Source organism: Streptococcus sp. HSISS2 (assembly GCF_000448665.1).
Taxonomy (GTDB): Bacteria; Bacillota; Bacilli; order Lactobacillales; family Streptococcaceae; genus Streptococcus; species Streptococcus raffinosi.
Genome location: NZ_CM002133.1, coordinates 743,417 through 746,745 on the forward strand (window position 1 = coordinate 743,417; position 3,329 = coordinate 746,745).

Annotated in this window: 2 protein-coding genes; both read right to left on the reverse strand. The window is 41.6% G+C overall.

The features are described 5' to 3' along the window. Window positions 1–1,326: GH25 family lysozyme (locus HSISS2_RS03390; protein ID WP_042766966.1), on the reverse strand; the 1,326-nt coding region annotated here is incomplete at its 3' end. 267 nt (window positions 1,327–1,593) lie between these two features. After that, window positions 1,594–3,329: dihydrolipoyl dehydrogenase (lpdA, locus tag HSISS2_RS03395; RefSeq protein WP_042766967.1), on the reverse strand; the 1,736-nt coding region annotated here is incomplete at its 5' end.

Here is a 3,329-nt window from a genome sequence, read left to right on the forward strand (position 1 = left end):
ACGGTCAGCCGTATACCAAATAATATCATCCTGACCATCAACTTCTGACCAGATAGGCACTTTTACAGTCTCAACTCCATTTGGTGCCTTGACATTAGAAATGACAACATCAAAGCTACCTAGAATTGGGTTGTTATTGACAATCGAGATAACACCACTCAAATCACCTTGAGTTGGATCTGCCTCAACACCGACATTAGCTGTAAATCGCCCAGTATAATCAACACTTTGGTCAAAGACATGTTTTCCTGGCAAAAGATTAGCCGTCGCTGAGAACTGCCATGCACCAGTTTTACCGTTATAGCGCATATTCTTAGCACTTGTAGCTGTAAGTGTTGTTGATGGATATTGAGCAACCCAGAAGTTTTCAAGACCAAATTGAGAGGTTAAAACTGGACCTCTGTAACCTAGATTGTTTTCATCCAACCAGCTGGCACTTGTGTAGAACATCAAGTTGTTATAGCCATACTTACGCATTTCATTAACCCAGGCTTGGGTATTACGGTTGATGTTTGGAAGCATGTTGGAATCTTCAAAGTCATTAACCATAACAGTGCTCTTTGGAAGGGTAAGTCTTTGTGCTGCTTCGATATAGAAGCGAGCCTCTGCACGTGCTTCTTCCTCAGTTGTGTATCGAGAAAAATGATAAGTCGATACTTGGAGGCCTGCGATTTGAGCATTGCGAACCTGTGATGGAGCTTTGGGATTATTGTACCAAGTGTCTTCAGTCAATTTAACGACGACACCACCCACACCTTGGCGGGCAAGAGCACGGTAATCTTCTACACTGATATCACCGTTATGGCTGCTAACATCAATAAAAGTCTTAGGCTGAACCCTAAGATTTGTCGAAGAGACATCCGAAGAATTCGTTAATTTAGCAGGTGTGGCAACAGCGTTGTTAGGGGCCTCAGAAGCTGTTGAATGTGCAGAAGCGGTCACACTCTCAGAGCTAGCGTTTGAAATCGCTGTTGATGTAGACGTAACAATCGTTGTTGAGTTAGCTACAGATGTTGATGCAGTTGAGGTTACAGCCACACTAGACACTTCCGAACTTTGTTTAGCAATAGCTGTAGAGACTGCTGGAGTGTTAGCTTTTGGCACTTCACTTGTTGCTACAGAGGCAGGGGCTGAAACGGTTGAGCTTGGTGTTTCAGTAAGTGACGCTTCACCACCAAAAATTTCTGCTGCAGTCGCAGGTTGATAGTGGTTTCCTTCAGTAATAGAAGGCGTTTGTGTTGCCACTTCATCAGCTTGAGCAACCTGAGTAGTTACAGCCAAGAGAACAGCCGCACTGGCATAGTAGATAAAATCTTTCGTTCGCATTTAACTTTCCTTTTGCATTTGTAATACTTGAACCATTTTACCACATAAAAACTTTCGTGGAAAGGTTATTATTAAAAATTTTCTAAATAAAATAGAAATATTATAAAATTATAAACAAACTTTCTCTCTTGATAGAGAACTCTTTAACTTATTATTCGTATTTTTCTTCAAAACTATTGAAAATCCGTAACGATTTTTCAAATAAATACAAATAAAAATGCATGAAAAAATTCTCGAACCTTTGTCCGAGAATTTAATTCATTTATCTTATTTACGTTTTGGTGGGTTATGGATAGCTTCTCCAAGTACGTCAGCAAAAGCTTCGTACATATTTTCAGAGAAGGTTGGGTGACCATGAATAGATTGCAAGAGTTCATCTACAGTCAATTCATTTTCCATAATAGTTGATGCTTCGTTAATCAATTCGGCTGCAGCCGGACCAATAATGTGTACACCAAGGATTTCATGGTACTTCGCATCTGCAACGACTTTAACAAAACCTTGAGCTTCGTTGGAAGCAATGGCACGTCCGTTACCAGCAAAGCTTGATTTACCAATCAGAACATCACCGTATTTAGCGCGTGCTTCTTCTTCAGTAATACCACACATCGCAACTTCTGGGTGTGTGTATACAGCAGCTGGTGTGTAGTCAAGGTGAGCCTTACGAACGTTACCATGCATAGCATTTTCAGCTGCAACTTCACCCATACGGTAGGCAGCGTGAGCGAGCATCTTGGTTCCATTGACATCACCTGGAGCATAGATTCCTGGAATAGATGTTTCTTGGTAAGCATTAACTTTGATACGACCACGGTCGAGTTCAAGGTTAAGATTTTCAAGACCATCCAACTGAGGAACACGTCCGATAGAAAGAAGGGCACGGTCAGCTACAATCTCTTCACCATTATTAAGTTTAAGGGTCAATTGGTTGTTAGCTTCTACAATCTCAGAAACTCCGACAGATGTCATAATCTTCATACCCTTCTTAGCAAGGATTTTTTGAAGTTCAAGTGATACTTCTTTATCCATAGCAGGGATAATGCGGTCAGCCATCTCAACAACGGTTACATCCACACCGTATGAAGCATAAACAAGACCAAGCTCGATACCAACGACACCACCACCCATAACAGCGAGTGATTTAGGCAACTCCCGCAAGTCAAGAATATCGTCAGATGTCATCACAAGTTGTGAATCAATGCCAGGGATATTGATACGTGAAACTTTTGATCCAGTCGCAAGGATGATATTACGTCCCTTGATTGTTTCTGAACCGATTGTAACCGTCTTATCTGGGTTAACTTGACCAAGACCGTTGAAAATAGTCACTTTGTTAGCCTTCAAAAGACCTTGAACACCACCAGTAAGTGTCTTAACGACAGAGTTCTTAAAGTCAACAGTCTTATCCATATCGATAGTGTAGTTTGTTGACGCTAGGTTGATACCACGACCTGCAGCAATCTTAAGTCCATTAAGAATTTCTGCATTTTTAAGGTAGGTCTTAGTTGGGATACATCCTTTATTCAAACATGTTCCACCAAATTCAGATTTTTCAATGATAGCAACCTTACCACCAAGTTGTGCCCCACGAATAGCAGAATAATATCCTGCAGGACCACCACCAACAACGATAATATCGTATTCATTGTCAGCAAGTGGTACTTTTTCTGCAGCAGCTACTGGAGCGGCTTGGGCAGGTGCTTTAGGAACTTCAAGTCCAGCTGATTCCAATTGAGCAGTTGCTTCTGCAGCTGGTGCGCTCGCAGCATTATCAGCCACAACTTCACCTTCTGCTCCGATATAACCAATTACCTCAGTTACTGGAACTGTTTCACCAGCCTGACGAGTAATCTTCAAAAGGACACCTGAATCTTCCGCTTCAAGTTCCATGTTCGTCTTATCTGACATGATTTCAAGAAGGATATCTCCCTCATTAACCACATCACCCTCTTGTTTTTTCCACTCGATGATCTCGCCTTCCTGCATATCAACACCAAGCTTAG